The organism is Streptomyces speibonae, from assembly GCF_984686075.1.
Genome location: NZ_OZ480260.1, coordinates 4688464 through 4710463, shown reverse-complemented (window position 1 = coordinate 4710463; position 22000 = coordinate 4688464). Strand labels below are relative to the sequence as shown.

Here is a 22000-nt window from a genome sequence, read left to right as displayed (position 1 = left end):
TGTTCATCACGCACACCGGGGGCAAGGTGCCGCAGGAGGCGATCTCCGACCGTTACGAACTCCTGGAGGAGCTCAGCCACGGCGGCATGGGCGACGTGTGGCGCGGCTACGACGCCGTCCTCGACCGGCCCGTCGCCGTGAAACTCATCCGGCAGGCGTCGGTCACCTCCCCGCAGCTGGCCGAGGAGTTCGCCAAGCGCTTCCGGCGCGAGGCCCGCATCACCGCGCGCATCCAGCACCCCGGCGTGCCGCAGGTGTACGACGCGGTGCTCGACGCGTCGTACGAGCGGCTGTTCCTGGTGATGGAGCTCGTCGACGGCGTGCCGCTGTCCGCCTACCTCGACCCCGGCCGGCCGCTGCCGGTCAGCTGGGCGGCCGCCGTCGCCGCGCAGGTCGCGACCGTACTGTCGTACGCGCACGACGTTCCGGTGATCCACCGGGACCTCAAGCCGGGCAACATCCTCGTCGCCCGCGACGGCACGGTGAAGGTCCTCGATTTCGGTATCGCGGCGATGCTGCGGACCGATGTCACCAAGCTGACCGCGACCGGCAGCCCCATCGGCACCCACCAGTACATGTCGCCCGAGCAGGTCCGCGGCGGACGCATCACGCCGCAGACCGACCTGTACGCGCTCGGCTGTGTGCTGCACGAACTCCTCGGCGGGCGCCTCGTGTTCGAGGCGGAGAGCGAGTACCTGCTGATGTACCAGCACGTCAACGCCGCCCCCACCCCGCTGCGACAGCTGCGGCCCGACGTCCCCGAGGCGCTGGAGGAGCTGGTCCTGCGCCTGCTGCGCAAGGCGCCCGAGGCGCGGCCCGCCGACACGCAGGAGGTGTACGCGCGGCTGCTGCCGTTCCTCCCGCCGCCGGGCCAGGAGCCCGGCACGGCGGACGCCGGGCCGGCCGGGGCGCCCGACCCGACGGACGTGTTCCGTCGCCCCTTCGCGCCCCGTGCCCGCGCCCAGGCCCCGGCGCCCGGTGGTCCGTCACCGACGGCCGTCCTCCCGGGAGCCCCGCCGGTGCCCGTCCCCGCCCGGCTGCGCGAGGACATCAAGGAGGCGTACGCGCATTCCGACGCCCTGCTGGAGGAGGAGCGTTTCGCGCAGGCCGCCGAGGTGCTCGGCGAGGTCATCGAACCCGCCGCCCTCGCCCTCGGCTCCGAGAGCAAGCAGGTCCTGGCGCTGCGCCGCCAGAGAGCGGCCATCCGCCTCCTCGGCGGCGACTACAGGGCCGCCCTGCCTGAGTTCGACGCCCTCGCCGACGCCTACGCCCGTATCGCCGGGCCCACCGGCGAGCAGGCCCGCGCCTGCCGCGCCCAGGCGGCCCGCTGCCGCGCCGAACTCGGCCAGGTCACCGACGCGCTGGCCGCGCTCCAGGGTGTGCTGAACGTCGTGCGGGCCGTCGACAGCGACGTGAGCGAGGAGGCCGTGGAGCTGCGGCACAACATCGGCATGCTGCTGCTCGCCCAGGGCCGGACCGCCGAGGCGCGGCAGGTCCTCGAACCGCTCCACCAGGACCTGTGCATGGTGTTCGGCCCGGAGGACGAGATGACCGTCGAGATCGCCGAGGCTCTCGCCGTGATCCGCCTCGACCTCGACGGTTCGGCTTCCTGACCCTCTTCGCCCAGAAGCAGCAGTGCCAGAATCTTGCGGCGACAAGTCGACCGTGCCGGTTTCCCACTTGTCGTTGGCTCGATGGCCGGGTGTCGGCCGAGGAGAGGGAGCGTGAGCGAGATCAGGGTGCCGGAAGGACGGCAGACAGTACGCTGAATCCAGCGGGATCGGGCCCGCAGCACAGTGTCCGGGAGGTGCTTCATGACGGCCGAGATGGTGGCCCCGGCGTGGATGCATGAGCAGATCACGGCGGAGGAGTACGAGTCCTGGTCCGAGGAGCAGTGCGCCGGCATCGAGATCGTGGACGGGATGGTCGTCGTGAGTCCCAGCGCTTCCAAGCGGCACAACCGGCTGGCCCGGATTGTGGCGAATGCCCTGGATGCGGCCGCGGGCCCGGAATGGAACGCCGACACGGACTTCGATGTCCGGCTTCAGGACGTCCCGCTCACCAATCGCCGCCCGGACGTCGTCGTGTACCGCGCAGACACGATCGACATCAGTCCCACTCGTCCTGAGCACGTGCTGCTGGTCGCGGAGGTCGTGTCGCCGGGCTCGGAGACCACCGACCGGATCGTGAAGGTCGACCAGTACGCCAAGGCAGGCATCGGCTTCTACTGGCGGATCGAGCAGGCCGCGACAGGCGTCCCTCTCGTGTACACCTACGTTCTCGACCCCGCGACGAAGACCTACCGGGACGGGGATGTCTTCACCGGCGTCCTCAAGGTCGTGGCCCCCTTCCCAGTGGAAGTCGACCTCGACCAGGTCTGACCCACGCGCTGATCAGCAGTCGGCGACGCGTGAGCGATGCGTGAGCGGATGGCCCGCTACAGGGCGGGCGTGAACCGGATCAAACAGCTTGCCGCGCGGTTCTGACCAGGGAAAACAGCACCGTACGGCAGCGCCAGGCAGTCCTCGGCAGGGATTCGATCCCACTCCTAAAGCGGGTGTCGCAGGTTCGAATCCAGCCGGGGGCACACGACACAGGGCCGGTTCGAAGGGCTTGGTCCCTCGAACCGGCCCTGCTGCGTGATCACACCCGTGCCACGCGCGGACATGAAGTCCGGTGTGCTCCCACCCGCGCCAGTGCCCTGCCGTCAGACTTCGTGGGGCGCCCTCGGGCGGGTGACCGGCACGACGGTGAGGAGGTCGTCGAGCCCTTTGAAGTCGTCGGGGTTGGTGGTGAAGAGGGGAAGGTTCTCAGCGACGGCGATGGCAGCGATCATCAGGTCGGCCACCCGGCGGCGTGGCTTGCGGCCGGCGCTGATCACTGCGGCGCGGATACGGCCGTAGATGCGGGCTGCTTCGGCATCGAAGGGGAGGGGGTCGAACCCGTTTTCGGCGCGTTGCAGGACGTCGAGCCTGCGGGCGCGTTCGGCGTGTTCGTCGTAGCTGCTCTGTTCGTCGTTGCGACGGACCTCGTGCGGACCGGCGGACAACTCGGCCAGGGTGATGGCGGTGATCGCCATTTCGTCCGGCAGTTCCTCGGGGGCCACCCAGCGGCGCAGAATCATGATGTTGGTGTCGAGGAGTCCCTGCTGATACGTCGAGCGGTCAGCGGTCATAGGGATCGTCCGGGTAGGTGTCGGCCGTGACGTCCTGATCGGCGCGGAACCTGTCGAGGTCGATGCCGGGGGCGGTCCTGGACATCGCGGCGAACTCCTCGCGGGAGACGAACCGACGGCGTCGACGCAGCGGCACGAGCTGGCCGATCGGATGTCCGTCGCGGGTGACGGTGAACGACTGACCACCCTGTATGGCATCCATGATCTCTCGGGACCGGCTGACACAAGACGGCTTGCGCCCAACGGCGGGTCGCTTGCGATGCGGAAGGGCCTCCGCACCTGGGTACGAGGAGTGCCACTTCACGGCCCCAGACGTATCCGTCGAGGTCGACGCCGGTCTCGTGATCGATCAGGCGGTCGCCCAAAGAAGCACGCCAGGTCTCCGGCAGCACGGACGATTCGCACCGGGTCTCGACGCAGTACCGGAAGAGATACCGCAGATGCGCCGGCTCGACGTCGGTGCGGGGATCCGCCGTCACGTGGACGACGACCTCGTGGTCGCGCATGTAGTTGGTGTGGCCGTGGTGGACGATGGCGTGGTCACAGGTCTCGTCCAACATTCGTTCAAGCAACGCGGCGTCCATGCGACCGTTTCTGACACACGCGATCAGCCCCTGACAGCCGGATATCCACCGGTGCCAGGGGCTGAGGACTCCACGAGGTTCGCTCGGACAGGCTTTTGGCCGGGAGCTTCCTCGTCCGCTGAGGTTCGTGCCGCAAGAGGGGACGCCTCCCGCATGGGGAGGCGCCTCGTTCCAGCGTTCGGAGCCGGCGTCAGCGGCGGACGTCGGTTATGGGGCCGAGCGCTTTCGGTCCACCACCCAGGCGCCGCCCGTCACCGCGCCCGTCATCAGTAAGCCGATGATCAGCGACCTCGTGAGTTCTTCCATCCTGTCGCCGTGGTCCGCGATGCCCACCATCACCGTCGTCATGACGGTCGTGATCACCAGCCCGATGGCCAGGTTCTTCCTCACTCGTGATTTGAGCATCTGCTTCTCCTTCTCTATGCGTGTGGCGCCGCATCGTCCTCGATGTGGCGCCACACTGGGGTGTGTTCCGCGTGAACTCCGCTTTCACGAGCGAGGGTTGGGCTGCGGCTCGTCTAATGCCTGGCGGACTGCGGCTTGCCGACGGCGGGCAGGGCGGGCGGCTGGTAGTCGTACAGGTATCCCTGCACCTTGTCGAAGAACGGAAGGACCAGGCGCATCTTCGCCAGGTCGATCTGCCGCCTCATGGCGCTGGGCCTCTTGGTCTCACGGGCGTTGTTCCCGTGCTTGAGCAGCCTCTCGATGCGCGGGCGGCGTGCCGCGTCGAAGGCCTGGAGTGCCGCTGGGACGGTCGGGGCGTTGCTCAGCGCCGCCGCGAGCTCCAGTGAGTCCTCGAGCGAGACCGAGGCTCCGTGCCCGACGCCGACCGGGTGGGCGGCATCGCCGACGAGGATCATGCGCCGGCTGTGCCACGTCTCGACCGGGTCGAGGTAGCTCAAGTAGCCGGACGCCACGAGCGCTGTCGCGGATCCGATGATGGCCTGCGGCATCGCCTCCGGGAACAGCTCAGTGATGCGCCGCAGCCATTCCGCGTCGTCAATGCCTCGCAAGTCGGGCTTGACGGGATCCCCGATCTGAGCCGCCCACCACTGGGTGTTCTCGTCGATGGTGGTGTGCACGAAGGCGCCGCTGCGCGAGTAGGTGAGGTTCCAGATGCCGGTCTCGAGACCCGTCATGTTGGAGATGCCGGCGACCCCGTAGAGCCCCGCGTACTCCGCGCGCGGCGCGGACGAGTCGATCAGGCTGCGCACGGTGGAGTGGATGCCGTCGGCGCCCACGAGCAGCTCCGCGGTGTCGGTCCGGCCGGAAGCGAATGCGGCCGACACACCGGTCGCCGACTCCGACGCGTCCACCATGCGTTCGCCGGTGACGATCTTCGCGCCCGCGTCGATCGCGGCGCGCCGCAGGATCCCGACTAGGTGTCCGCGAGAGATCGCGACGCTGCGCCGCGAGTCGGTTTCGCGCCGAAGGCGCGGCGCGTCGCCCACGAGGTTGCCGCGCGGTGTGAAGAACCGCATCCGTTCGATGGGGTACCCGGCCGCCTGCACCTCGCTCAGGAGACCCAGCCCTTCCAGCGCACGCAGGCCGTTGATCGCCAGGCCGAGGTGGGCGCCGACCTGCTCGGGCGGAACTGCGTACGTCTCGTAGACGGTCACCTCGTGCCCGGTCCGCTGCAGCGCAATGGCCATGGCGGCCCCGGCTATGCCCCCACCGATCACGATCGTCCGCATGACGCCTCCCTGAATTTGGATTCACTGAATTTCGATTCAGTTAGAGTGTGTTCCGATACGCTGGCATCTGTCAACTGCCGATGGAGGGCGACATGCCGCAGGCGGGTACCGCCAGTCGAAAGGTCCGGGCGGCCCAGACGCGTGCCGCGCTGCTGGACGCGGCGCGGGGGCTGTTCGCCGAGCGCGGCTACCTCAATACGAAGATCACCGACATCACCGCGGCGGCCGGGCGCTCGACCGGCTCGTTCTACGAACACTTCGCCGGCAAGGACGAGTTGCTCCAGGCGCTCCTCGCCGAGATGGAGGATGAGATCGACGAACGCATGGCCGGCCTGGAGCACCCCCGCGACCATGACCTGACGGACCGCGCCCAGCTGCGCGAGCATGTCGGTGCCGCGTGGACGGTGATGCGGCAGAACCGCCCGGTCACGCTCGCGCTGTTCCAGGCGATGGTGGCCGACGACCCCGGCACGGGCCGGGCCTGGCGCGACCTGACCGAGCAGACGGAGACCATCCGGATGCATCTGGAGTACCTGGTCGAGCGCGGTCATCAGTTGCCCGGTGATCCCGAGCTCGTCGCGGCGTCGATCGGCGCGATGCTCGTCACCCTCAACTACGCCATGCTCCCGCCGTCCGACGGCGAGGACGACGAGCACGTCATCGACACCTTCACGGATCTGCTGCTGCACGGGCTGGCCGGGCCGCCGGCCGGGCCGGCGTCACGATCGGCGGATGAATCCTGAGGACGACGGGCGCGCCGAAGCGATGAGGGGCCAGGAATGGCTGCTACCGACGACCGTCGGCCCAAGTATCAGCGGATCGCGGATTCCTTGCGGGATGCGATCCAGTCGGGTGAGTACGGTCCCGGTGATCGCCTTCCGGGAGAGAACGACCTCATGGCCGCGCACGGCGTCGCCCGCATGACCGCCCGGCAGGCGCTCGGCGTCCTGCGCGACGAGGGCATCGCCGAGGCCCGGAAGGGCGCCGGGGTGTTCGTCCGGGCCTGTCGCCCGCTCCGCCGCCGCGGCATCCAGCGACTGGCACGCGACCAGTGGGGAAACGGCCGTTCCATCTGGTCGGCGGACATCGGAGACCGGGAACTCGAGGTCGACCAGGTCTCCGTCTCCGAGGAGACGGCGCCCGAGGGTGTCAGCGCGATCCTCGACCTGGCGGAGGGAGACACCACGTGCGTGAGGCGTCGGCGCTTCGTCCTCGACGGCAAGCCGGTCCTGCTCGCGACGAGCTACCTCCCCTCGTCCCTGGTGGCCGGGTCCGCCATCACCCAGGAGGACACCGGGCCGGGTGGCACCTACGCCCGGCTGGGCGAGCTCGGCTACGAGCCGGTGCACTTCCGCGAAGAGATCCGCTCACGCATGCCGTCGAAGGACGAGGCGGCCCAGTTGAGCACGGCCACGGGCACTCCGGTGATCCTCATCTCCCGTACCGCGTTCACCTCTCAGGGGCGCCCCGTCGAGGTGAACGTGATGACGCTGGACGCTGCCTCCTACGTCCTGGAATACGACTTCGACGCCGCCCCGGGATCTCGCGCTGATTCCTGATGGCTTGACTACGAGGGGCCCGGGGAGCTCGATGGAGGGGGCGGGGTCGGGGCGGTGAAGCGGGTGATGTCCACTCCCTGTGATCTGAGTCTCTCCTCCGCGTGGTCGGCGAGGCGGCGGAAGTACGGCCACGTGGGGACGCCGGGCCAGAACGCGTCACGATGGTCGAGGAATGACCTCGCCGCGTACTTCATCCTGGTCAGGGAAGCCGCCCAGAGGTCGATCACCTCGTCCTGGCTCACGTACTTCTTGTGGCAGTACAGGCCTGCGACGTCGAACGCGGCCAGGGCCCGGTTCGCGGCCGCGTAGTCCTCCGGGCTCAGGTCGTCTATGCGGCCGGCTCTGCCGTGGAGCTGGAACAGGACGCGTCTGCCGTTCTGCAGATCCGGGCTGATCAGCATCTCGTGCAGCTTGAGGAACACGTCTCGCCGGTCCTTGCGCCTGCTCACGAACAGCGAGATCAGACTGATGGCGACCGCGGCGATCGAAACGACGATTGACAGCACGTGCTTCCCATCTGCTTGATCGGGGGTCAGGCACTCACTTCGTCCGAGCTCGATGCCGCAACGTGCGCGGCGTTGAGGCGCATCCCGTGCCGGGGGCTCCGAAACGATCACGGTTCGGAGCCCCACGGCGGTTCGGTCGGTGTGCCTTGTCAGTTGTCGGAGTAGCTGAAGTCGCCCACGGTCCAGGCGCTGACGTCCTCGATCGCGACGCGGTACATGCCGCCCGTCGACGGGACGCCCACCGTGCCCTGGAGGATGCGGGCGACGTGGAAGTGGAGGTGGGTGGGCGGCCCGTCCCTCGTCACGGGGTTGTCGAAGACGGCGGAGAACTCGCCCAGCTGGGCGGAGTCCGTCAGCACCTCCGACACCCGCTGCCGCCATACGGCTTCGGGGGCCAGGCGACCGGTGATGACGGCACCGCCGATCACCACGGTCAGGGACATCTGTGTGCTCTGCCCGGACTCCACACGGGCGGCGATGTCAACGATCAGCTCGTCAGGCTTCGGCATGGGATCGGATTCTATGCACCGGGGCGTCGGGGTGGGGGGGCCGGTGCGGCGGTACGGCGGTACGGCGCCGCTCACGCCGGTCGTCCGGTGTCACGCCGCCTTCGCATCACGGTCTGCCGGGCGGGCTCCTCCTGTGCGTCGTTCAGCCCCCTGTCTGCTGCTGGGGCAGGTCGTCCGCGGCCTCCGCGCGGCGTTGCCGGAGGGCCTCGCGGACGCGTTCCAGCTCGGCCAGTCGGCGCGTCAACGCGGCGTGTTCCAAGGCCTCCGCGCGGACGCTGCCCCCGTCCGCCCGTGCGGTCGAGCGCAGTGCGTCGGCTTCGGCCTGTGCCTTGGCGAGCAGTGCCTCGGCGGACTTCGCCGCCTCCTCGATCTGCGCCACGGCGTCCTTGCGGGCCTCCGCGCGGATCTTGTCGGCCTCGGCGACCGCGTCCGAGCGCAACCGCTGGACCTCGTCGCGCAGGCGGAGGGCCTCCTGCTGCAACCCAACCGTCCTGGCGCGGTACTCCGCGGTGTCCGCCTTCGCCGCGTCCTTGAGCCGGCGGGCCTCGGCGACCATCCGATCGGCGTGGTCGGTGGCCTCCTGTGCCTGTGCGGACGCCGCCGTCAGAAGGCGCTCGGCGTCCACGCGGGCCCCGCGCAGCACCTGTTCGGCCTCGGCTCGCCGTCGGTCGGTTTCCTCGCGCAGGGCGGCGCTGTGCGTTTCCGTGGACCGCCAGATCTGCCAGGCCCTCTCCAGGATGCGGCCGGCGAGCGGGTCGGTGTGGCCGAGCCCGACGAAGTCCAGAGGGTTCTCCTCGGGAAGCGTGACCACGTGGTCGACCAGCAGCGTGCTCAGGGCGGCGTGTACGTCGGCGGCGTGCGCCGGGCGGTTCTCGGGCCGTTTCTCGAGCAGGGCCATGATGAGGTCGCTCAGGGAGCGGGGGAGGTCCGGGAGGCGGTCGGCCGGTGGCACCGGGGCCTTGTCCACCTGCATACGGAGGATCGCCAGCGGGTTCCTGGCGGTGAACGGCGGCTCGCCGGTCACCGCGTGGTGGAGGAGGCAGCCGAGGGAGTAGAGGTCACTGCGGTGATCGACGTCCCGGTCCCCCTCGGCCTGCTCCGGGGACATGTAGGGAGGGGAGCCGATCAGCGCGCCGGTGACGGTCAGTTCGTGGGTGCTCAGGGTGTCGCCGACGAACTTGGCCACGCCGAAGTCGAGGACCTTGATGGTGCCGTCGGGCGTGAGCAGGACGTTGGCGGGTTTGATGTCCCGGTGGATCACGTCCCGGCCGTGCGCGACGTGGAGGGCCTGGCAGATCTGCCGGGCCCATCCCACGGCGGTCGGCCAGGGAGGCGGGGCGTCGGCCTCGTCCAGCCGCCGGCGCAGCGAGGCGCCGGGCACGCGCTCCATCACGACGTACAGCGTGCGGCGCCCGCCGACGGCCTCCTCGCCCCAGTCGTGCACGGTGACGATGTTCTGGTGGGACAGCCGCCCCGCGAGCCGGACCTCGCGCTGGAACCGGGCCTGTGTCTCGGCCTCCGCCACGCGCAGGGCCTGGACGAGCTTGACGGCCACGGTGCGGCCCATGCGCTCGTCCTCGGCGGCCCACACCTCACCCATGCCGCCCGAGCCGAGTCGCTCGCTGATCCGGAACCGCTCGGCGAGCAGTACGCCCTGCACCCGTTGCCTCCATCACCGACCGCCGGCCACCGTGGGGCGGGGCGGCCTGCCTGTCCGGTACATCCATCACGTGAGTCATGCGCGCCCCGCGGTCTCCACGGGGCGCGGGTTTCAGAACCCCCCCGAGTCGCCCGAGCTGCCGTAGGAGCCGCCCGCCAGCCTGCGCAGGCGGCGGGACTCCTCCTCGATGCGGTGCCCGACGCCCTCGGCGCCGGTCGTGCCGTCCAGACCGCTGTCCAGCAGCTGGGCGGCGAGTCCGGTGAAGTAGTGGGCGACGGTGAGGAGGTGGTCGTGCACGTCGACGGAGCCGGCCTCCCTGAGGATGCCGTGCGCGTCGTCCCGTACCCGCTCCATCCGTTCGGTGATCTCGTCCCTGACGTCCGGCGCCAGCCCCACCGCGCGCCCGGCCTGGCCGAGGACGGCGTGACAGGAGCGGATGAGCTCGCGGACGAGCTGGACGTCACGGTTGACGGCGGTGTTCACCGTCAGGGCGGCGCTGAGGGTGCCCGTGACGATGCGGGCGCCCGCCGAGGCCGGCTCGTAGCGGCGCAGATCGACGGCGCTGGTGGCCCCGAGGGCCTCGCGGAAGCACGGATGGACGACGAACTGCGTCTCGTGCGGCTGCACCGGGAGGTCGTCGCCGCCGGCGAACACCACGTCGTTGCCGCGCCGCACGCCGAGGAACCCCACGCCGTACAGGACGTCGATGACGCCGGCGGGGGTCAGCGCGTCGGCGTACGCGGGAAACAGCCGGTGCAGTGTCTCGGCGGCCGCCTCGAAGCGGGCGGTGAGGGCGGCCCTGGTCACCCGGTACCCGGTGTTCTGGAACAGCGGGAAGAGGCGCTTGAGGAAGGGGTGCGCGACCAGGTACTCCAGGGTGAGGTCGTTGAGCTTCCACGCGGAGAACTGGCGGCTCGCCTGGAGGACGTCCGCCTGCGTGATCCGGTCCCGGCCGTTGATCAGCGAGGCCGTCTCCTGGCACAGGTTGAGGAACTGGATGGCGTCGCGGGGCCGCGGCAGGCAGCGGCGGAACAGGAACGAGGCGGTGGCCTCACCCCGTACGCTCTCGGGGAAGATCTCCTTCCACAGGTGATCCTCGCCGAGCCCGGCGCCGGCGGAGGCCCGTGCGCGGGCCAGCGCCAGGTCGCGCAGGGACTCCTCCGTCCAGGCGATCCGCAGTTCGTCACCGTGGAACTTGTCGCCCTCGCCGAACGAGAGCGAGTCGTAGATGTCCGAGCGGAGGAAGAGCAGCGGCCGGACCGACCCGGCGTAGCGGCCCGCGGCGTGCTTCGCGGCCAACAGCAGCCCGATCACCAGCGAGTTGCTCTCGGGCTCCGCCGACCACACCTGCTCCAGCTGGTCCACCATCAGTAACAGGGGCCCGTGGGTGCCCGCGCACCCCAGGTCGTCGAGGGCGCGCACCACGCCCTGCTCGACCACGTCGAGCTGACGCAGCGCCCGTGCGCCCTCCGACGGCGAACGCGCCAGGTCCATACCGGCCTTGACGCCGAACGCCTCCAGGGAGAGCGAGGTCTGCAGGCCCCTGGCTCCCTGCGCGAGCCGCTCCCCCAGGCGCCCCGAGGCCAGTTCGTCGTTCTGCTTCAGGAACCGGGCGAGTGCCTTGACCGAGCCGGGCCTGCGGCCGTGTTCCTCCTTGGCGTGCGCCACGAGGTGGCGGGCGGTGTGCACGGCGAAGACGTACCGCCAGATCAGGGCCCGGGCCGAGTCGCCGGGCAGGCCCTGGAGGTCGAACCGCCGGATCTCGTCGCCCGCCGTCTCGTCCGGGGTGATGAGGATCTTCCCGTGCGGGTGCGTGCCGTCCGCCAGCACCTGCATGCAGATGGCGCTCTTGCCGGAGCCCTTCCGCCCGATGATCAGCATCTTGCGTCCGCCGACCGCCCCGCGGTACGCGGCCGTCGGCAGGAACGCCCCGCGCAGGAGCAGCCCGTCGGTCACGTCCCGTTCGGCGTCCTCGCGTCCGAAGTACAGCTCGGCGAGCAGCGGCCCGTCAGCCATCCCGTTCCCCCTGGTGTCGTCCGCCTCAGCGGCGCGGATCGCTGGGACTCACCGTATCCGCACGGGCGGCTCCGGGCGCCGGGAACGGGGCGCGTGCGTGGGCTGGTTGACGGTTTTCGGGGTCAGGCGTCGGGGGTGGTTCTCAGCGCTTCGATCAGTTGGCGGGCTCGGGTCGGTTCCGTCAGGAGGAGGTCGACCAGGGGGCCGGTGCCCGGGTCGGGCGAGGTGTCGGAGCCGGCGGGGCGGGACTTGTCCGGGCTCGCCGCTTCCTCGAGGTACCGCTCGGCGGGGCGGGGGTCGGCGGTCAGGGGGACGCGGTCGCCGGTCAGGGCGTCGTGGACCGTGGCGTGGTCGAGGCCCATGCGGGCCAGGCGTTCGCTGCCGGTGTAGCGGGTGTCGGGGGTCGGCGCGCCCTCCCCGGTCATGTGCGGGTGGCGGAGGGCGACCTCGTGGGTGGCGAGGACGGCCAGCAGGATGTGCTCGGTGCCGGTTGTGCCGTGGCCGAGGCGGCGGGCCTGTTCGTGGGTCTCCATGGTGACCCACCAGGCGGGGCGCGAGGCCCAGTTGATGCCGACCCGCTTGACCAGCCACCGCTTCCAGCGGGGCTTGTGGGGGTAGTGGCCGCGGCCGAGGAGGATGTCGCGGGTCGGGCGGAGGCGGGGGTCGAGGCCGTCCTCCTCGCCGGGGGTGTCGCCGTTCAGGTGGGCGCGTACGGCCTCCGGGGAGACGTCGCAGGCGGCCAGCAGTCCGACCGCGCGGTTGTCCTCCTCCAGGAGCTCCGGGAGCAGGTGGACGGCGCCGAACTTGGGCGCGCCCTCGCGTTCCGCCCGTCGCATCGCCGCGGTGAGGGCGCGGGCCGCGGCGCCGGTGAGGCGGACGTCGCGGCCGCCGTCGTCGCCCAGCACGTCCTGGGCGGCGACGCTGTGCTCGACGTCGTCGTCGCCGTCCGTCCCGGTCTTCCGTTCCGTCACGTCCCGCAGGACGGCGCCCACCACGGTCCTGGTCGCCCCCGCGTTCGCGAGCGCCTCGCGCGCGGGTCCCTTGGCCGCGGTGATGCCGGCGAGCAAGTGGTCGGTGCCGATGGCCTCCGTGCCGGTCGCCCCCGCCGCGCCCCGGGCCGACCCGAGGATGCCCACGGTGGTCCAGTCCGGTTCCTTGATCGCTTCCATGTCGCGTTTCCCTTTTCCCTTGCTCGCCGGTGGTGGTGAAAGCCTTCCGGATCGGGGCGCGCGTCACATCGTTCCAAAGATCGATCCGGCCTTCGCCCGGGTGCGACCGGAAGACGACGGCGGGACCGTCGCGGGGACGACGGCCGGACCGCCGTGGGAACGACGGGACGCGCGCGGGGCTTCCCCGGGGGCCCGTCGGTGCCGGGCGGGCACCGGCTCGGCGTGCCACGATGCCGGTATGCGGGTGGTCGTGGTGGGTGTGGGCCAGGTCGGGCACACGGTGGTCAAGTCGCTCGCCGAGACGCACGAGTGCACGGTGATCGACGTCGACCGGGCGCGTCTGGAGGCCGTGTCGCACGCGTACGACGTGCGGGTGACGCACGGCAGCGGCACACGGCGCGAGACGCTCCTCGAAGCGGGGATCGCCGACGCGGAACTGGTGCTGGCGTGCACCTCGCGGGACGAGGTCAACCTGGTGACCGCCATGCTCGCCCGGCGTCTGTCGTCGGCCCGGACGGTGGTGCGCGCCACCGGAACGGACTATCTGGCGGCCTGGCGTGCGGGCGATCTCGACGTGGACCTGCTGGTCTCCAAGGCGTTCGAGACCGCGGACGCCGTCGCGCGCGTCCTGCACGTGCCGGGCGCCCGGCACGTGGACTTCTTCGCCGGCGGCGAGGTGGTGGTGCTGGGCGTCGACGTCCCCGAGGCGCGGCCGCCGTGGTTCGCGGGCCGGCCGCTGAGCGACATGGACCTGCCCGAGGCGTCGCGGGTGGTCGCCGTCGTGCGGGACGGGCGCTGGATCAAGGCGACGGCGCGCGAGGTGGTGCGCCCGGGCGACTGGATCATCGTGATGGGGTCGCTCGCGGCGGCGCGCGCCTGGAGCCGGCTGGTCACCGGGGCCGAACCGGTGGACGACGTGGTGCTCTTCGGCGCCGGGCGGGTGGGGACGGTCATCGCGCGGGTGCTGCTCGAGCGGGGGGTCGCCGTGCGGGTGATCGAGCCGGACGCGGCACGGGCGCGCGCGGCCGCGGACCTCCTGGACGGGGCCCGGGTGTTCCGGTCCACGGGCCTCGACCCGGCGTTCCTGCGCCGTGAGCGCATCGGCACGGCGGACGCGGCGGTGTTCGCCGGCGGTGACGACTCGCGCAATCTGCACGCGGCGGTGCTCACGAAGATCCACGGGGTGGGTTTCACGCTGACGGTCCTCGACGACCCGGGCGCCGCCGAGGTCTTCGAGGCGGCCGGTGTCGACGTGACGATCGACCCGGGTGACGAGACGGCCGAGAAGATGGCCCGCTTCACCTTCGGCGAGCGCACGCAACAGATGGCGATGCTGGGGGACGACCGCTTCGAGGTGCTCGACGTCACCGTCCGGCCGCGGAGCCGGTTCGCGCACGCGCCCGTCGACGCGCTCGAGGAGGTCCGCGTGGGGGCGATCGTCCGGGACGGCGGGGTGGTGTTCCCCGCGGAGACGGACGTACTGCTGCCCGGGGACCGGGCGATCCTGCTCACCGAGCCCGGGCGGGTCGCGGCGATCGAGCGTGCCCTGTGACGCCCCCGCCGTCGCCCGCGCCCGGGTCGTCGCCGTCGCCGTCGTCCGCGCCGTCGGACCGGGCGCGTCCGGCGCGCCGGCGGCGTCCGCGCGGGCGGCCCGACGTCGACGTACGGACCGCGCTGGGGGTCGTCGGCACCCTGCTGGCGTGGCTGGCGCTGCCGTTCGCGGCGCCGGCGGTCGTCGCGCTGGTGGCCGGTGAGCCCCCGTGGCCCTTCCTCGCCGCCGGGCTCGCCGTGGCGGTGACGGGCCTGACGCTCCGGCGGCTGACCGGCAGGCGGCCCCCGCTGGGCGTCCGGGAGGGGTTCCTCGTCGTCGTCGCCGTGTGGCTGCTGATCCCCGCGTTCGGCGCGCTGCCCTTCCTGCTCGGTGGCGTCCCTCAGCTCGACCGCCCGATCGACGCCTACTTCGAGGCGATGTCGGGGTTCACCGCCACCGGCGCGACCGTCCTGACGGACGTGGAGGCGCTCGGGACGGCCATGCTGTTCTGGCGGCAGCTCACCCACTGGCTGGGCGGCGCGGGCGTCATCGTGCTGGCCCTCGCGGTGCTGCCGCGGCTGCGCATCGGCGGCCGTGAGCTGCTGCGCTCGGAGCTGCCGGGCCCGGTCGCGATGGAGTCGCTCGGCGCGACGATCCGCGACACCGCCCGGCGGCTGTGGAAGGTCTACCTCGCGGTGACCGCCGCCGGAATCCTGGTTCTGGCCGCCCTGGGGTGGGCGGGGCTGGACCGGCGGATGGGGCTGTTCAACGCGTTCTCCTACGCGACCTCCGCCGTCGCCCTCGGCGGGTTCGCCCCGGAGGCCGACTCGGCCCGGGGGTTCGCGCCCGTGACGCAGTGGGTGCTGTGCGCCCTGATGGTGGTGGCCGGGGTGAACCTGCTGCGCCTGTACCGCCTCGCCGTGCTGCGCCAGATCCGGGACGCGGCCCGGGACGAGGAACTGCGCCTGTATCTCGCGCTGCTCGCCGTGAGCGCGTCCGTCCTGGCGGTCGAACTGCTCGCCGACGGCGTGCTCGGCGGGCCCGGCGACGTGCGGCACGCGGCCTTCCAGGCGGTCTCGGTGATGACCACCACCGGTCTGGCGACGGCGGACTGGTCGGGGTGGGGCCTGCTCGCGACGCTCACCCTGCTGGCGCTGATGTTCGTCGGGGCCTGCGCCGGGTCGGCGAGCGGCTCGGTCAAGGTCGTACGCCACCTCGTCCTGTACCGCTTCGCCCGCCACGAGCTGGAACAGGCGGTGCACCCCGACGCGGTCCTCACGGTGCGGGTGAGCGGCCGGGCGGTCGACGGCGCCATGCTCCGCTCGGCGCTCCTGTTCGCGCTGCTCTATCTGCTCGCCCTCGCGCTCGGCACGTTCGGGCTCGCCCTCGACGCGGACGTGGGTGCGGCGGGCGGCGGTGTGTTCACCGCGCTCGGCGCCGCGGCGGCGTGCCTCGGCAACGTGGGCCCGGCGTTCGGTGAGCTCGGCCCGTTCGGGTCGTACGCGTCGCTCGGGGCACCGTCGAAGGTGCTCCTCTCCGCGCTCATGCTCCTCGGCCGGATCGAGATCGTCCCGTTCGCCGTCCTGCTGCACCGCAGCTACTGGCGGGCGTAACGGCACCGCTGCCGGCGGCGGCTCGACACCGTGGGCCCCGCTACGGCTCGCCGCCCGGGGTATCGGGGGCTCTTCACGCTCCTCGGCCGGACCGGGATCGTCCCCCTCGCCGCACCGCCGCACCGCGGCTGCCGGCGGACGAAGCGGGAGCGCTGCCCGCGGCCGGGGGGCGGCTCGGGGACGTGGGTGCGGGGCGTCGGTGGTTTTCATAGTCCTCGGTCGGATCGGGAGCGTTCTGCTTGCCGTTCTGCCGCTCCGCGGCTGCTGGTGGGGAGGGTGAGGACCATGGTGAGGCCGCCGCCGGGGGTGTCCTCGGCGTGCAGCGTGCCGCCCATGGCCTCGGCGAAGCCGCGGGCGACCGCCAGGCCGAGGCCGACGCCGTCGCCCCGCGGGGCGTCGCCGTGGCGCTGGAACGGGGAGAAGATGCGCTCCTTTGCCTCGTCGGGGACGCCGGGGCCGCGGTCCACCACGCGCAGTTCCACCCGGTCGGCGAGGGTGCTGGCCGCGACCAGCACCGGCTCGCCCTCGGGGCTGTACTTCACGGCGTTCTCCACGACGTTGGCGACCGCCCGCTCCAGCAGCCCCGTGTCCGTCGCCACCATGGGCAGGCTCTCGGGGATGTCCAGGACGACCGCCGATCCCGATCCCGATCCCGCTCCCGGTCCCGGTTCCGGGACACCGCCCAGCGCCAGCGGAACGACCTCGTCCAGGTCGATCTCCCGGATCAGCGGGGTGACGGTGCCGGTCTGCAGGCGGGACATGTCGAGCAGGTTGCCGACCAGGTGGTCGAGGCGGTCGGCGCCCTCCTCGATCGCCTCCAGGAGCTCGGCCCGGTCCTCCTCCGACCACTCCACGTCCGCCGAACGCAGCGACGACACCGACGCCTTGATCCCGGCGAGCGGGGTGCGCAGGTCGTGGCTGACGGCGGCGAGCAGCGCGGTGCGGATGCGGTTGCCCTCGGCCAGTTCCCTGGCCCGGTCGGCCTGGGACTTCAGCCGCCTGCGGTCCAGGACGACGGCGGCCTGGGCCGCGAACGCGGCCAGGACGCGGCGGTCGGAGGCGGGCAGCACCCGGCCGGAGATCGCGAGCACCATGTCGTCGCCGGCCGGCACGACCACGTCGGCGTCCTCCGGCCGCGCCACGGCGGACACCGCGCCGACGCCGCCGGCACAGGTCCACGGCGCCGTGTCGTGCTCCCGCTCCAGCAGGGCCGCGGCCTCCACGGCGAAGGTCTCGCGCACGCGTTCCAGCAGCGCCTCCAGGCTGGTCTCGCCGCGCAGGACGCTGCCAGCGAGGAAGGACAGGGTGGCCGCCTCGGCGCGCAGCCGGGCCGCCTGGTCGGTACGGCGTGCCGCGAGGCCGACCACGGAGGCCACGGAGACGGCGACGCCCACGAAGACGCCGAGGGCGACGATGTTCTGCGCCGAGGCGATGGTGAAGGTCCGCACCGGGGGCGCGAAGTACCAGTTGATGAGCAGCGTCCCCACGACGGCGGAGGCGAGCGAGGGCCGCATGCCGCCCAGCAGCGCCGCCGCGACGGTGAGCGCGAGGAACAGCAGCATGTCGTTGGCCAGGCCCACGGCGGGCAGGGCGGTGTGCAGCAGCAGGGTCAGCAGGACCGGGCCGAGCACGCCGGCCAGCCATCCGGCCACGACCCGGGGCCGGCCCAGTGGCGCGCCCCGCGCGGCGGGCAGGCCGCGGCCCTTGCCCACCTCGTCGTGGGTGATGAGGTGGACGTCCAGGTCGGGCCCGGATTCGCGGGCCACGGTGGCGCCCACGCCGGGGCCGAGCACGTACTGCCAGCCCTTGCGCCGGGACACGCCGAGCACGATCTGGGTGGCGTTCACCCCGCGGGCGAACTCCAGCAGGGCGGTGGGGATGTCGTCGCCGACCACGTGGTGGAAGCTGCCGCCCAGATCCTCGACGAGGGTGCGCTGGACGGCCAGTTCGCCGGGCGAGGCGGAGGTCAGCCCGTCGCTGCGGGCCACGTAGAGCGCGAGGACCTCCCCTCCGGCGCCCTTCTCCGCGAGGCGCACCGCGCGCCGTATCAGCGTGCGGCCCTCGGGTCCGCCGGTCAGGCCGACGACGATGCGCTCGCGCGAGCCCCAGATGGCGCGGACGCCGTGCTCGCTGCGGTAGCGCTGGAGGTAGGCGTCGACGCGGTCCGCCACCCAGAGCAGGGCCAGCTCGCGCAGGGCGGTGAGATTGCCGGGGCGGAAGTAGTTGGACAGGGCCGCGTCGACCTTGTCGGGCGGGTGGACGTTGCCGTGCGCCATCCGGCGGCGCAGGGCCTCGGGGGTCATGTCGACCAGTTCGACCTGTTCGGCCCGGCGCACCACCTCGTCCGGCACGGTCTCCTGCTGGCGTACGCCCGTGATGGACTCGACGACGTCGCCGAGGGACTCCAGGTGCTGGATGTTCACCGTGGAGATGACGTGGATGCCGGCCGCGAGCAGCTCCTCCACGTCCTGCCAGCGCTTGGCGTTGCGGGAGCCCGGGACGTTGGTGTGGGCGAGCTCGTCGACGAGGACGACCTCGGGGCGCCGGGCCAGCACGGCGTCCAGGTCCATCTCCGTGCGGAGGGTCCCGCGGTGCTCCAGCCGTCTGCGCGGCACCTCTTCCAGGCCGTGGAGCAGGGCGCGGGTGCGGGGGCGGTCGTGGTGCTCCACGTAGCCGATCACGCAGTCGGTGCCGCGGGCCACCCGGCGGTGCGCCTCGGACAGCATGGCGTAGGTCTTGCCGACGCCCGGTGCCGCGCCGAGGTGGATCCGGAGTGTGCCGCGTGCCATGGTCTCGTTTTCCGCTCCCGTCGGGCCCGTCCCCCCGCGTGGCGGGGCGGCATCCAGTGTGCGGCGCGGCCGGGCGGTGTCCACCCGTGGGTCGCGGGGGCGGCGTCCGCTGTCCGGGACACGGGCGGGCCACGGCTCCGGCCTGCCCGGACAGCCGGGCCCCTGTCCCGGACAGCCGTGGGGCGTTGATCCCGCCGGGAGGTGTCGGCAGGGTGGGAGTCGGCCGGCCGGGCAAGGGACTGTGACGTGGGGGACGTCGTGGTCCCGAGCCCGCGTCCGGTGTGAACGGTGTGACCGGTGTGCGTGCGGCATGGCGGATTTCCACGTTGTAGAACATGCAACGGCCGCAGCAGGATGGCCGCATGGGGAACCCGCGTGACTTGTCTCCCGACGCGGCACGGGATGCCGCCGGTTTCGTCGAGGTGATGAAGCAGCTCAAGGAGCTGTCGGGACTGACGTACCGCGAGCTGGAGGAGCGGGCCGCCCGCAACGGTGAGGTGCTCGCACGCAGCACCCTGGCCGATGTCCTGCGGCGCACCGGGCTGCCCCGGCCGGAGGTCCTGGCGGCGTTCGTGCGCGCCTGCGGGGACGGTGAGCGGGTCGACGTCTGGCTGGCGGCGAGGGAGCGGATCGCCGAGGCGGAGCCAGAACCGGAGCCGGCGGCGGCGCCGTCCGCCGTGCCCGCCGCCCCGCCCCCGACGGAGGAGCCCATGGAGCAGGAGGAGCCCCCGAGGCCCCTGAGGCTTCCGCGGAACCGCCGGCGCCTGACGCTGATCGGCGCCGCGCTGGGGCTTCCGCTGCTCGCCGTCGGCGCGTGGGCTCTGCTGCCCGACGGGGACGGGTCCGACGCGGCGGCCCCGGCCGACGGGTGGGTCACCATCCACCCGGCCGACGACACCGGCCTGTGCCTCACGGAGGGACGGGACCGGGCCGGCGCCTACGACAGCGCGGTGGCCGCGCACGTGCCCTGCGCACAGGCCCCGGTGCCGCGCACCTACCTCGAACCGGCCGGTGAGGCGCGGTACCGGGTGCAGTGGCACCATCCGGAGATGGGCAAGGGCTGCCTGGCCGTCATGGACGGCGGCCCTGTCAAGGGCATGATCGAGCCGCGCGACGACTGCACCGGGGCGACGCTGTTCACCCTGGAGCCCGGCCCGGACGACTCGGACGCCTTCCGGTTCCGCGCGACACCGGACGGCCGCTGCGTCGGCACCAGCGGCAAGGAAGCGACCGAGGGCACCGAAGCCGTCATGGAACCCTGCGCGGACACACGCGACCAGCTCTACGTCATCCGCGAGAACTGACCACCGCCGGTCGCAGCCGGTCCAGCTCCTCCCCGATCGCCGCCCGCATCGCGTCGTGCCGCGTCCCGAGGCGATGCCGCTCGTCGCTCCACCGCTCACGCGGGTACAGCCAGACGGGGCCGGTCACCAGCTCCGCGGGCTCCCAGTCGAAGCGCGGCCAGACGTGCGCGTGCAGAAACGGGTCCTTGTTGCCCAGGATCTCGAGGTTGACCCGCCGGAAGGCCGGGTCCAGCCGCCCGCAGGCCCGCTCGACCGCCTCGCCGAGCAGGTCCAGGTCGGACAGGAACGCCGACCGCTTCCCCCGCGGCAGGTCCGACAGCCGCCCCACCCCCGGGTCGTCCGCCAGCAGAACCGAGTACCCGGGCAGGAACTGCACGTCCCCGATCACCGCGAACCCCGCCCCCAGTCGCCGCATCACCGTGGGATTCTCCCCCGCCAACGCGGCCCCGATCCGGTCCGCCCGCCAGTCGTCCCGCATACCCGGGACGCTACCGGCGCGCGGCCGGTCAGAGCACGTCGACCGGAACGCTACTGAGGAGCGGCGTCACCCGATCGTGGAGAAGTGGGCCGGCGGGGATAATCGGGGCATGGGTTCAGCCCCGGTCGGTGTGGATGCGGGTGCCGTGCGTGGGCGGCTGGTGGGTGATGTGGTGGCCGTCGGGGCGCCGTACGGGCTGGTGCTGGCCGGTGGGGACGCCGTGCGGGCGCACGGGCTGGTGGCGGACCGGGTCAGCCGGGGGGTGGATCTGGCCACCGAGCATCCCGCGGACATGACGGAGATCGCCGACGGTGTGCGGTCGGGGCTGGAGCGGCGGGGGTGGTCGGCCGAGGTGCCGCTCGTCGATCCGCTGGCGGCGCGGCTGCTCGTCCGGGACCCGGCGTCGGGGGCGCGGTGGCAGGTGGACCTGCGCAAGGAGGTGCTGTGGCGGCCGGCGGTGGAGACGGCGGCCGGTCCGGCGCTGTCCCTGGAGGACCTGACCGGTACGTCGGTCCGGGCACTGGCGGACCGGGGCCTGCCCCGTGACCTCGTCGACGTCCACGCGGTGGCGGACCGGTGGAGCCCGGTCGAACTGGAGGAGCTCGGCCGGCGGCACGCCCCCGACACCTTCGACCTCACCGAGCTCCAGTCCCGCCTGACCGGCACGGAATGGCTCGACGACGCCGAGTTCCGCGCCCACGGCCTCGACACCGAGGCCGTGGAGAACCTCCGCCGGTGGGCCCAGACCTGGGCGGACGACATCGCGGAGCGCCTGCTGGAGGGGGGAGTTCCGGAGGAGGACCGGTAGCCGGGTTCCGCGGCCGGGCAAGCCGGTGCCGGCGGCGGCTACGGGATCAAAACGTACGGGATCTACGGGATCAGGAACTCCAGCTCGGGCCGGTCCCACATCACCGCGGGCGGATTCGCGGCGACGGTTCCGGTCGCCTGTGCGCCCAGGCCGCGGTAGAACCCCTCGGCGGGCGGGTGGGACACGACGCGGACGCGGTCGACTCCCGCCGTGCGCGCCTCGGCCTTCATGTGTTCCACGAGCAGGCGCCCGATGCCACGGCCCTGCGCAGCGTCCGCGACGAAGCACAGGTCGAGCTCCGGCGGCGCGAGGACCAACGCGTAGAAGCCGAGCACCCGCCCCGCCGGATCCGATGTGTCGACGGCGACGAAGACCCGGTGGGTCCGGATGTAGTCCGGGCCCACGCGATATCCGGTAACCATCGCCGCGTAGGGCCCCTCATAGGCGCGCGACCTGCGCACGAGCCGCGTGAGCCGCTTGGCGTCCTGGGCGACTGCCTGCCGTACGGCGACCGCGCCGGACGTCCATGTAATGGGCGACATGACATAGAGGCTACTACGGAGCAGCCTTACCCGATTGGGCGACTGTGCCTCGGCCCGTCACGG

20 protein-coding genes and 1 pseudogene are annotated in these 22000 nt (G+C 72.3%); 8 read left to right on the top strand and 13 right to left on the bottom strand.

All coding sequences use genetic code 11. The features are described 5' to 3' along the window. The first annotated feature begins 26 nt into the window (after positions 1-26). Positions 27-1613 carry a serine/threonine-protein kinase gene (locus AC5L3C_RS21425; RefSeq protein ID WP_493650366.1) on the top strand — a complete coding sequence of 529 codons (1587 nt, stop codon included), beginning with the start codon at positions 27-29 and terminating at the stop codon, positions 1611-1613. Positions 1614-1814: 201 nt separating this feature from the next. Then, a complete protein-coding gene (locus AC5L3C_RS21420; RefSeq protein WP_493650365.1) occupies positions 1815-2381 on the top strand; it encodes a Uma2 family endonuclease in 567 nt (188 codons plus the stop codon). A 326-nt stretch (positions 2382-2707) separates the two neighbouring features. On the opposite strand, the gene AC5L3C_RS21415 is transcribed toward AC5L3C_RS21420, so the two are convergent. The 5 genes and pseudogenes from AC5L3C_RS21415 to AC5L3C_RS21395 all read right to left on the bottom strand — a co-directional run bounded on the left by AC5L3C_RS21415 (position 2708) and on the right by AC5L3C_RS21395 (position 5453). Then, positions 2708-3175, bottom strand: a complete 468-nt coding sequence (locus AC5L3C_RS21415) for a type II toxin-antitoxin system VapC family toxin (protein WP_493650364.1) — start codon at positions 3173-3175, stop codon at positions 2708-2710. Next, positions 3165-3377, bottom strand: a complete 213-nt coding sequence (locus AC5L3C_RS21410; RefSeq protein WP_493650363.1) for a prevent-host-death protein — start codon at positions 3375-3377, stop codon at positions 3165-3167. Before AC5L3C_RS21410 ends, AC5L3C_RS21415 begins: the two co-directional genes overlap by 11 nt. 37 nt (positions 3378-3414) lie before the next feature. Then, positions 3415-3759, bottom strand: a pseudogene (locus AC5L3C_RS21405) (YxiG-like protein); the annotation flags it as partial. 207 nt (positions 3760-3966) lie between these two features. Beyond that, a complete protein-coding gene (locus tag AC5L3C_RS21400; protein WP_493650362.1) occupies positions 3967-4164 on the bottom strand; it encodes a hypothetical protein in 198 nt (65 codons plus the stop codon). A gap of 113 nt (positions 4165-4277) precedes the next feature. After that, complete coding sequence (locus tag AC5L3C_RS21395; protein ID WP_493650361.1) at positions 4278-5453, bottom strand: FAD-dependent oxidoreductase; 1176 nt, start codon at positions 5451-5453, stop codon at positions 4278-4280. A 92-nt stretch (positions 5454-5545) separates the two neighbouring features. Here AC5L3C_RS21395 and AC5L3C_RS21390 point away from each other — a divergent pair, with 92 nt between their 5' ends. Together AC5L3C_RS21390 and AC5L3C_RS21385 are read left to right on the top strand one after the other, a co-directional pair. Beyond that, on the top strand, positions 5546-6196 hold the full coding sequence (locus AC5L3C_RS21390) for a TetR/AcrR family transcriptional regulator (RefSeq protein ID WP_493650360.1): 651 nt from the start codon (positions 5546-5548) through the stop codon (positions 6194-6196). A 36-nt stretch (positions 6197-6232) separates the two neighbouring features. Next, entirely contained in the window at positions 6233-7012 is a 780-nt protein-coding gene (locus AC5L3C_RS21385) for a GntR family transcriptional regulator (RefSeq protein ID WP_493650359.1), read from the top strand. A gap of 8 nt (positions 7013-7020) precedes the next feature. Here AC5L3C_RS21385 and AC5L3C_RS21380 read toward each other — a convergent pair whose 3' ends face one another. From AC5L3C_RS21380 to AC5L3C_RS21360, 5 genes are all read right to left on the bottom strand, one after another. Beyond that, a complete protein-coding gene (locus AC5L3C_RS21380; RefSeq protein WP_493650358.1) occupies positions 7021-7518 on the bottom strand; it encodes a hypothetical protein in 498 nt (165 codons plus the stop codon). A 149-nt stretch (positions 7519-7667) separates the two neighbouring features. Continuing rightward, complete coding sequence (locus tag AC5L3C_RS21375; protein ID WP_493650357.1) at positions 7668-8027, bottom strand: hypothetical protein; 360 nt, start codon at positions 8025-8027, stop codon at positions 7668-7670. Positions 8028-8169: 142 nt separating this feature from the next. Beyond that, positions 8170-9687 carry a serine/threonine-protein kinase gene (locus AC5L3C_RS21370; RefSeq protein ID WP_493650356.1) on the bottom strand — a complete coding sequence of 506 codons (1518 nt, stop codon included), beginning with the start codon at positions 9685-9687 and terminating at the stop codon, positions 8170-8172. A gap of 111 nt (positions 9688-9798) precedes the next feature. Then, positions 9799-11703, bottom strand: a complete 1905-nt coding sequence (locus tag AC5L3C_RS21365) for a P-loop ATPase, Sll1717 family (RefSeq protein WP_493650355.1) — start codon at positions 11701-11703, stop codon at positions 9799-9801. 122 nt (positions 11704-11825) lie between these two features. Beyond that, positions 11826-12872, bottom strand: coding sequence for a Clp protease N-terminal domain-containing protein (locus tag AC5L3C_RS21360; RefSeq protein ID WP_493650354.1), 1047 nt, complete (start codon positions 12870-12872; stop codon positions 11826-11828). A 238-nt stretch (positions 12873-13110) separates the two neighbouring features. Between AC5L3C_RS21360 and trkA the strand changes: the two genes are divergently transcribed. Together trkA and AC5L3C_RS21350 are read left to right on the top strand one after the other, a co-directional pair. Then, entirely contained in the window at positions 13111-14424 is a 1314-nt protein-coding gene (trkA, locus tag AC5L3C_RS21355; RefSeq protein ID WP_493650353.1) for a Trk system potassium transporter TrkA, read from the top strand. Beyond that, positions 14421-16016 (top strand): TrkH family potassium uptake protein, encoded by a 1596-nt coding sequence (locus tag AC5L3C_RS21350; protein ID WP_493650352.1) that lies wholly within the window; start codon positions 14421-14423, stop codon positions 16014-16016. The genes trkA and AC5L3C_RS21350 overlap by 4 nt, the downstream gene beginning before the upstream one ends. Before the next feature lie 206 nt (positions 16017-16222). On the opposite strand, the gene AC5L3C_RS21345 is transcribed toward AC5L3C_RS21350, so the two are convergent. Next, positions 16223-18805: an ATP-binding protein gene (locus tag AC5L3C_RS21345; RefSeq protein ID WP_493650351.1), complete on the bottom strand. Its 2583-nt coding sequence runs from the start codon at positions 18803-18805 to the stop codon at positions 16223-16225. A 362-nt stretch (positions 18806-19167) separates the two neighbouring features. On the opposite strand from AC5L3C_RS21345, the gene AC5L3C_RS21340 reads away from it, so the two are divergent. After that, positions 19168-20109: an XRE family transcriptional regulator gene (locus AC5L3C_RS21340; protein ID WP_493650350.1), complete on the top strand. Its 942-nt coding sequence runs from the start codon at positions 19168-19170 to the stop codon at positions 20107-20109. Here the strand turns inward: AC5L3C_RS21340 and AC5L3C_RS21335 are convergent. Next, positions 20093-20587 carry an HIT family protein gene (locus AC5L3C_RS21335; RefSeq protein ID WP_493650349.1) on the bottom strand — a complete coding sequence of 165 codons (495 nt, stop codon included), beginning with the start codon at positions 20585-20587 and terminating at the stop codon, positions 20093-20095. The genes AC5L3C_RS21340 and AC5L3C_RS21335 overlap by 17 nt on opposite strands. A 109-nt stretch (positions 20588-20696) precedes the next feature. Here AC5L3C_RS21335 and AC5L3C_RS21330 point away from each other — a divergent pair, with 109 nt between their 5' ends. Further along, complete coding sequence (locus tag AC5L3C_RS21330) at positions 20697-21395, top strand: nucleotidyl transferase AbiEii/AbiGii toxin family protein (RefSeq protein ID WP_493650348.1); 699 nt, start codon at positions 20697-20699, stop codon at positions 21393-21395. A 62-nt stretch (positions 21396-21457) separates the two neighbouring features. Here the strand turns inward: AC5L3C_RS21330 and AC5L3C_RS21325 are convergent, their stop codons facing one another. Beyond that, positions 21458-21937 carry a GNAT family N-acetyltransferase gene (locus tag AC5L3C_RS21325; RefSeq protein ID WP_493650347.1) on the bottom strand — a complete coding sequence of 160 codons (480 nt, stop codon included), beginning with the start codon at positions 21935-21937 and terminating at the stop codon, positions 21458-21460. Between the last annotated feature and the right edge of the window lie 63 nt (positions 21938-22000).

What these genes read in the sequence shown, in the direction of transcription:
- AC5L3C_RS21420 (WP_493650365.1), top strand. Translation starts at nt 1,815, where the DNA reads ATGACGGCCGAGATGGTGGCCCCGGCGTGGATGCATGAGCAGATCACG.
- AC5L3C_RS21415 (WP_493650364.1), bottom strand. Translation starts at nt 3,175, where the DNA reads ATGACCGCTGACCGCTCGACGTATCAGCAGGGACTCCTCGACACCAAC.
- AC5L3C_RS21410 (WP_493650363.1), bottom strand. Translation starts at nt 3,377, where the DNA reads ATGGATGCCATACAGGGTGGTCAGTCGTTCACCGTCACCCGCGACGGA.
- AC5L3C_RS21400 (WP_493650362.1), bottom strand. Translation starts at nt 4,164, where the DNA reads ATGCTCAAATCACGAGTGAGGAAGAACCTGGCCATCGGGCTGGTGATC.
- AC5L3C_RS21395 (WP_493650361.1), bottom strand. Translation starts at nt 5,453, where the DNA reads ATGCGGACGATCGTGATCGGTGGGGGCATAGCCGGGGCCGCCATGGCC.
- AC5L3C_RS21390 (WP_493650360.1), top strand. Translation starts at nt 5,546, where the DNA reads ATGCCGCAGGCGGGTACCGCCAGTCGAAAGGTCCGGGCGGCCCAGACG.
- AC5L3C_RS21385 (WP_493650359.1), top strand. Translation starts at nt 6,233, where the DNA reads ATGGCTGCTACCGACGACCGTCGGCCCAAGTATCAGCGGATCGCGGAT.
- AC5L3C_RS21375 (WP_493650357.1), bottom strand. Translation starts at nt 8,027, where the DNA reads ATGCCGAAGCCTGACGAGCTGATCGTTGACATCGCCGCCCGTGTGGAG.
- AC5L3C_RS21365 (WP_493650355.1), bottom strand. Translation starts at nt 11,703, where the DNA reads ATGGCTGACGGGCCGCTGCTCGCCGAGCTGTACTTCGGACGCGAGGAC.
- AC5L3C_RS21360 (WP_493650354.1), bottom strand. Translation starts at nt 12,872, where the DNA reads ATGGAAGCGATCAAGGAACCGGACTGGACCACCGTGGGCATCCTCGGG.
- trkA (WP_493650353.1), top strand. Translation starts at nt 13,111, where the DNA reads ATGCGGGTGGTCGTGGTGGGTGTGGGCCAGGTCGGGCACACGGTGGTC.
- AC5L3C_RS21345 (WP_493650351.1), bottom strand. Translation starts at nt 18,805, where the DNA reads ATGGCACGCGGCACACTCCGGATCCACCTCGGCGCGGCACCGGGCGTC.
- AC5L3C_RS21340 (WP_493650350.1), top strand. Translation starts at nt 19,168, where the DNA reads ATGGGGAACCCGCGTGACTTGTCTCCCGACGCGGCACGGGATGCCGCC.
- AC5L3C_RS21335 (WP_493650349.1), bottom strand. Translation starts at nt 20,587, where the DNA reads ATGCGGGACGACTGGCGGGCGGACCGGATCGGGGCCGCGTTGGCGGGG.
- AC5L3C_RS21330 (WP_493650348.1), top strand. Translation starts at nt 20,697, where the DNA reads ATGGGTTCAGCCCCGGTCGGTGTGGATGCGGGTGCCGTGCGTGGGCGG.
- AC5L3C_RS21325 (WP_493650347.1), bottom strand. Translation starts at nt 21,937, where the DNA reads ATGTCGCCCATTACATGGACGTCCGGCGCGGTCGCCGTACGGCAGGCA.